This window comes from Halorubrum sp. AD140, assembly GCF_034497445.1.
GTDB lineage: Archaea > Halobacteriota > Halobacteria > Halobacteriales > Haloferacaceae > Halorubrum.
On record NZ_JAXRUU010000097.1, the window covers coordinates 1 to 6,602 of the forward strand.

At 71.7% G+C, this 6,602-nt stretch carries 7 protein-coding genes; 1 reads left to right on the plus strand and 6 read right to left on the minus strand.

All coding sequences use genetic code 11. The features are described from left to right. A partial coding sequence (locus U4E84_RS15770; RefSeq protein ID WP_322533074.1) for an aminotransferase class V-fold PLP-dependent enzyme occupies window positions 1-957 on the plus strand: 957 nt, incomplete at its 5' end. On the opposite strand, the gene U4E84_RS15775 is transcribed toward U4E84_RS15770, so the two are convergent. The 6 genes from U4E84_RS15775 to U4E84_RS15800 all read right to left on the minus strand — a co-directional run. Continuing rightward, the gene (locus U4E84_RS15775) at window positions 923-1,309 is read right to left on the minus strand and encodes a hypothetical protein (protein ID WP_322533075.1); all 387 of its coding nucleotides are present in this window, start codon (window positions 1,307-1,309) and stop codon (window positions 923-925) included. The genes U4E84_RS15770 and U4E84_RS15775 overlap by 35 nt on opposite strands. Before the next feature lie 10 nt (window positions 1,310-1,319). Beyond that, complete coding sequence (locus U4E84_RS15780; protein ID WP_322533080.1) at window positions 1,320-1,619, minus strand: DUF424 domain-containing protein; 300 nt, start codon at window positions 1,617-1,619, stop codon at window positions 1,320-1,322. A gap of 22 nt (window positions 1,620-1,641) precedes the next feature. After that, window positions 1,642-2,541 (minus strand): tetratricopeptide repeat protein, encoded by a 900-nt coding sequence (locus U4E84_RS15785; protein WP_322533076.1) that lies wholly within the window; start codon window positions 2,539-2,541, stop codon window positions 1,642-1,644. A gap of 93 nt (window positions 2,542-2,634) precedes the next feature. Further along, entirely contained in the window at window positions 2,635-3,789 is a 1,155-nt protein-coding gene (locus U4E84_RS15790; protein ID WP_322533077.1) for an ABC transporter ATP-binding protein, read from the minus strand. Beyond that, window positions 3,779-5,581 (minus strand): iron ABC transporter permease, encoded by a 1,803-nt coding sequence (locus U4E84_RS15795; RefSeq protein WP_322533078.1) that lies wholly within the window; start codon window positions 5,579-5,581, stop codon window positions 3,779-3,781. The genes U4E84_RS15790 and U4E84_RS15795 overlap by 11 nt, the downstream gene beginning before the upstream one ends. A 10-nt stretch (window positions 5,582-5,591) precedes the next feature. Then, a partial coding sequence (locus tag U4E84_RS15800) for an extracellular solute-binding protein (RefSeq protein ID WP_322533079.1) occupies window positions 5,592-6,602 on the minus strand: 1,011 nt, incomplete at its 5' end.

The window sequence follows — 6,602 nt, forward strand, 5'->3', positions numbered from 1 at the left end:
GAGGACACGAAGGAGTTCCTCGGCACCGACAACGACGTCGTCGTCCTCACCGCCTCCGGCACGGAGTTCTGGGAGGCGTCGACGCTCAACCTCGTCGACGAGAACATCCTGGTTCCGACCTGCGGGAGCTTCAGCGAGCGCCACGCCAACGTCGCCGAGCGGCTCGGCAAGGACGTCGACCGGCTGGAGTACGAGTGGGGCGAGGCGGTCAAGCCCGAGGACATCCGCGAGCACCTCGAATCCACGGAGAAGGACTACGACGTGGTCGCGACCGTGATGAACGAGTCGTCCACGGGCGTCCGGAACCCGATCGAGGAGATCGGCGACGTCGTCGCGGAGTACCCGGACACGTACTTCGTCGTCGACGCCGTCTCCGCGCTCGGCGGCGACCACGTCGACATCGACGCGCACGGCATCGACGTCATCTTCGCGTCCACGCAGAAGGCGTTCGCGATGCCGCCGGGACTCGCGGTGTGCGTCGTCAGCGACGACGCCTACGAGCGCGAGGTCGAGAAGGGGACCTCCTCGTGGTACGGCGGCTTCCGGCGCACGATCGACTACTACGAGCGCAAGGGACAGACCCACTCGACGCCCGCCATCCCGATCATGTTGGCGTACCGCAAGCAGATGAAACACATGCTCGAGGAGGGGCACCGCGCCCGCGACGAGCGTCACCGCGAGATGATGCAGTACGTCCACGACTGGGCCGACGAGCACTTCGCGATGTTCCCCGAGGAGGGGTACGAGTCACAGACGGTCGCCTGCATCGAGAACACGCAAGGGATCGACGTCGCCGCGACCATCGAGGCGGTGAGCGAGGAGTACGACATGGCCTTCTCGAACGGCTACGGGTCACGGCTCGGTGAGGAGACGTTCCGGATCGGCCACATGGGCGAGCACACCGTCGAGAGCGTGAAGGCGCTCACCGACGCGATCGAGGACGTCGCGGACCTGTAGCGCCGTCGCTCCGGTCTCCATCTCGAGAGGGTCGCTCGTCTGACCGCGGCTCGACCAGATCGATCCGGTACCGCCGACCCCCCGCGCCGGTCTCCTCGACCGCGACGACGACGAACGAGTGGTCGCCGACGTCGACGATGTCGCCCGTCGAGAGCGGGCCGTCGGCACCTCGTTCACCCCGTCGGCGGCGGTTCCGACGAGCGCGCGCGGCGTCCTCGCCGTCCTCTCCGACGACCGCCGGCGAGACGCCGATCACGCCCCGTTCGGCCTCGACCGCGCGGGTCCAGAACGCGTCCGACGGCGGGTGCGGCCCCACCAGCTCGGCCAGCTCCGCTCTCCTGAGTCGCTTCATGCCTCCGCGCTCACAGCCAGAGCAGTTGTGCGTGTCGGGTCTCCTCGACGTCCAGAACCGTCTCCTCGTCGACGAGGCCGGCCTCGACAGCGACGCCGACGGCCTCGACCCCGACGATGTTCGCGACCTGCGCGCGGCGGAGCCCGGCGACGACCTCCTCGGCGGACGCCTCGACGGCGTCGTCGCCGCCGTAGAACTCCTCGGTGACGGCCAGCGTCACCGGGCCGTCCTCGTACGTCTCGCCGAGGCAGTCCGCGTCGCAGACGGAGACGAGCGTCCCCTCCGCGGTCTCGCGCTCGCGGAGGAGCATCCCGGAAGCCTGTCGGCCCATCTCAGAAGCCCTCGGGCCCCTCGCCCTGGAGTTCGCGCTCCGGGGGCTCGGCCGCCTCCCCGCGCTCGCCCGGCCGGCCGCCGCGACCGCCAGGCCGACCGCCGGGACCACCGGCGCCCCCCCGTCCGCCGCGACCGCCCGGCCCGGGCGCCTGCCCGGTCTGTTCCTCGACCATCTGCCCTTCCGCCTCGCGGCGGATCTCCTCGGCGCGGTCGGCGACCGCCTCGGCCTGCTCGTGTTCGCCCGCCTCCTCCAGTGCGCGCGCCTTCTCTTCGAGGACCCCCGCGCTCCGGTAGCCCAGCCGGATCGCGTTGTCGAAGCAGGTGACGGCGTCCTCCGCGAGCCCGCGCTCGACGAGCAGGAACCCGCGGTTGTACCACGCCTCGGCGAAGCGCGGGTCGGTCTCGACGGCGCGCTCGGCGTGTTCGAGCGCCTGCTCGGTGCGGCCGAACTCCCAGAGCGCGTACGCGAGGTTGGTCTCGGCGGTCGCGGCGTGCTCGGAGTCGCCGTCGATCCGCAGCGCCTCCTCGTAGGCGCCGATCGCCTGGTCGTACTCCTCTAATTCGGCGTGGGCCGCGCCCTTGTTCACCCAGGCCTCCTGGGCCGCGAGCGAGTCCTCCTCGGCGAAGCGCGCTGCGCGCTCGAACGTCTCGGTCGCCTCCTCGAACCGGTTTATCCCCATGTACGAGAGCCCGACGTCGATCAGGCGCTCGACGTCGACGGCGTCGCTCGCGACGTTCCGTCGGTCGAGGATGTCGGTGAGCACGCGCGAGTCGACGGGGTCGACCGTGTTGGGATCGGCGTCCAGCTCCTCCGGATCGAGGGTGAACTCCTCGTAGTCGGCGTCGACGCCCTGCCCGGCGGAGAACTCGTGGCGGCCGTCGTCGCGGTCGTCGGTCATATGCTCCGGGTTGGCGGTCACGACGCGTAAGGGTTGCGTCGGCGACCGAACCGGAGCGTTCCCGGCGGTGGGTCCGTTTCGTCGCGACCGCGATCAGCGTCGTCGCCGTCGACCGCGATCAGCGTCAGCGCCCTCGACCGCGATCACGTGGGCGTCTCGGGGGTCGAAGCCGACGACGACCTCGCCGGAGAGGGGGTCACGGGTCCGGACGAGGAGAGTTCGGCCGCCCCAGTCGAGCGTCACGCGCGTCGTCTCGCCCAGGAACTCCGCGCTCGCGACGGTCGCCCGGACACGGCTCTCGCCGCCGCCGATCCGGAGGTGCTCCGGCCGAACGCAGAAGGTGAGACGGTCGCCGACGTCGACGTGCGGGTCGCCGTCGAGCGCGACGCGGAGCGTCTCTTCGCCAACGTCGACGGCGGCGGTACGGGCGCTCTCGTCGCTCGCGTCACCCTCTCCGATCTCCGTGACCCGCCCCGCGAAGGTGTTGTTGTCGCCGACGAACTCGGCGACGAACCGCGTGGCCGGCCGCCGGTACACCGTCCGCGGGGGAGCAATCTGCTCGGTCGTCCCGTCGCGCATCACCGCGACGCGGTCCGAGATCGCCCGCGCCTCCTCCTGGTCGTGAGTGACGTAGAGGGTCGTGATCCCCAGCTCGGACTGGATCTGCCGCACCTGCACCCGGAGCCGCTCGCGGAGCTGCGCGTCGAGCGCGCTCATCGGCTCGTCGAGGAGGGGCACGTCGGGACCGGGCGCGAGCGCCCGCGCCATCGCGATCCGCTGTTGCTGCCCGCCAGAGAGGCTGTCCGGGTCGCGGTCGGCCGCGTCGGGGAGGTCGACCAATTCGAGCAGCTCCGCGACGCGCTCGTCGCGCGTCGTCCCCTCGGGCGGGTCGGCGAAGTTCAGCCCGTACGCGACGTTCTCGCCGACGGTCATGTGCGGGAACAGCGCGTAGCTCTGGAAGACGACGCCCACGTCGCGGTCCTCGGGCGGCACGCCGGCGACCGACTCCCCGCCGAACCGGACCGTCCCCTCGGTCGGCGCCTCGAATCCCGCGATCAGCCGGAGCGTCGTCGTCTTCCCGCACCCGGAGGGGCCGACCAGCGTGAAGAACTCCCCCTCGCGCACCCGGAGGCTCACGTCGTCGACGGCGGTCGCGTCGCCGTACCGCTTCGTCACGCCGTCGAGCTCGACCGCGGGGGAGCGGTCGGCCGAGTCGGCGGCGGTTCGGGGGTCCGGGTCAGAGCCCACGGTGTTCACCCCCGAGCCGCTCGATGACGACGAAGCTGAGTCCCGTGACGACGAGGAGGACGACGCCCATTGCGGTCGCCGGTCCGAGCCGACGCCCGATGAACCGTTCGATGGCGACCGGCATCGTGTACGCGTCGGCGCCGGTCGAGAGCACGACGGTCGCCGTGAACTCGCCGATCGAGATGGCGAACGCGAACGCGGCGCCGGCGACGACGCCGGGCCAGACGAGCGGCAGCTCCACGTCACGGATCACCCGCGCGCGCGAGGCGCCGAGCGCGCGCGCCGACTCGATCAGCGAGCGGTCGAGCCCCTCCAGCCCGGGCGCGACCGTCCGGACGACGAACGGGTAGCCCGCGACCGCGTGCGCGACGACGATGGCGACGGCCCCGGCGACCGTGATCCGCCACCCCGCCACCTCGACGCCGAAGACGAGCCCGCGGAGGAGCCCGAGGCCGACGACGATGCCGGAGACGGCGAGCGGCGCCATCGCGGCCGCGTCGACCAGCTTTCGCCCGCGGTACCGCCGCGTCGTCAGCACCGCGACCACGACGCCCATCGGGAGCGCGAGCATCGTCGCCCCGGACGCGAAGACGAGCGAGTTCCGGATCGCGGGCCACGGCCGCACCTGAAACGCCGCCCCCGTGCGCTGGCGTTCGAGGAGGAACCGGTAGTGGTCCAGCGTGAGCGCGCCGTCGCCCCCCGTGAGGCTCGCGAGCACCATCGAGGCGATCGGCGCGAGGAAGACGACCCCCGCGACGCCGGCGTAGGCGGCGATCCCGAGCCGCGACAGGACCGCTCCGGGGGTCGGCGTCGACGGGAGCAGGGGCTTCCGCGGGAGGGGCCTGACGCCGCGCGCGCTGACCGAGTGTCGCGCCTCGTAGCGCAGGTACGACAGCAGGACGCCGAGCGAGACGACGAGCTCGACGATCGCCAGCGCGGCCGCCTCGGCGTAGCTCAGGTCGCGGACGAGCCGGTAGACGAACACCTCGATCGTCGCCAGCTGGAACCCCCCGAGCGCGAGGACGATGGGGAACGTGCCGAACGTGAACACGAACGTGAGCGCCGCGCCCGTCAGCACGGCGGGGTACACCTGGGGCGCGACCACGTCGAAGAACGCTCGGGTCGGTCCCGCGCCGAGGCTTCTGGCGGTCTCGACCGCGCTCGCGTCGACCGACTCCCACGCCGCGGTCGTCACCCGGGCGACGAGCGGCGCGTTGTAGAAGGCGTGGGCGATCACGATCGCCTCCAGCGTGAACAGCAGGTCGACCGGCGGGAGCCCGAGCGCCTCCAGAACGGCGTTCAGGGTCCCGTCGTCGCCGAACGTGGCGACGAAGCCGACGGCGACCATGATCGACGGGAGGACGAACGGGACGATCGTCAGCGACCGCAGCGTCCGCCGGCCCGGGAACTCGAAGCGCGCGAGCAGGTACGCCGCGGGGAGCCCCAGCGCGACGCTGGCGACCGTCGACAGCGCGGCCTGGTACGCGGTGAATCCGACGATCCCGAGCCGGCGGTCGGGGTCGAGCAGGGAGGCGGCGACCGCGAGCGGCGACTCCCCGGCGAACAGCCGCGCGAGCTCCCCGAAGTAGAACGGGTCGCGCAGGATCTCCGCGAACACGGAGAGGGTGACGACGCCGTCCACGACGACGGCCTCGACGAGCACCGTGGCGACCGGGTAGTAGAACGCGACGACGAGCACGGCGCTGGTGACGACCGCGGCCGCGGTCAGCAGCCGCCCCTCGACGCGCCGGCGGAGCCGGCGCGCCGGTCCGTCTCGGGGGTGATCGCTCACGCCGTCGGCCTCAGTTCTCCGCGAACTGCCGCTCCCAGGCTTCGACCCACTCACTGACCGAGCCTTGGAGCTCGTCGTACGTGAACGTCACCGGTTCGTCCGGCTCCTGTGCGAGCTCGGCGTAGTCGTCCGGGAGCTCCGCGGTGTCGGTCGCGGGGAAGGCGACGTTGCGCTGGGCGATCTCGCCCTGCACCTCCGGCTCCAGCACGAACGACATGAACTCGCGGGCGAGCTCCGGCTCGTCCGCGTCGGCGAAGACGGCCATCCCCTCCGGGTTCGCGTACGCCTGGTCGTTCAGGAATCGGATCTGGTGCTCCTCCAGGTCCTCCCCCTCCATGTCCGCGAACACCTGGTCGGTGGAGTAGGAGACGACCATCGGGGCCTCGCCCTCGCTCCAGGCGGCGTACGCGTCGTCCCACGAGCCGAGCACGCGGACCTCGTTGGCCTGGAGCTCCTCCCAGTAGTCCAGGTAGTCGTACTCCGTGTCGTCGTCGCCGCCCTCGACCGTCTCGCCGTCGCCGTCGCCCGCGACCCCGCCGTCGCCGAAGCGGTGGACCGTGTGCAGCAGGAACGAGCGCCCGGTGGAGGACGCACCGGGGTTCTGCGCGATGAGGGCGCCGCGGTGTTCCTCGTCGAGCAGCCCCTCGAACGTCTCCGGCGCCTCCGTCTCGGTGCCGTCGTAGACGAGACTCACGTAGCCGGTGTCGAAGGGGACCGCGCGGTCGAAGGGGTCGAAGAGCAGCCCCTCGCGGACGTCGTCGAAGCCGTCGACATCTCCCCGCTCGGCGAACAGGTCGTCTTCGAGCTCCTCGTCGACGCGGACGAGGTCCTCCGTGTTGAGCCCGACGTAGAGGTCGGCGTCGATCGAGGCTCCCGAGGCGGCCCGCTCGACGTAGTGGTTCACCTCGTTGTCCGGCGTCGCCCACTCCAACTCGGCGTCGACGCGCGACTCGAACTCCTCTTTGAGCCACTCGCCCGGGCTCACGGAGGGCGCGTCGATGAAGCTGGAGTACGTGGCGAC

Excerpts from the sequence above, each read along its gene's own strand:
- U4E84_RS15775 (WP_322533075.1), bottom strand. The coding sequence starts at position 1,309 with ATGAAGCGACTCAGGAGAGCGGAGCTGGCCGAGCTGGTGGGGCCGCAC.
- U4E84_RS15780 (WP_322533080.1), bottom strand. The coding sequence starts at position 1,619 with ATGCTCCTCCGCGAGCGCGAGACCGCGGAGGGGACGCTCGTCTCCGTC.
- U4E84_RS15785 (WP_322533076.1), bottom strand. The coding sequence starts at position 2,541 with ATGACCGACGACCGCGACGACGGCCGCCACGAGTTCTCCGCCGGGCAG.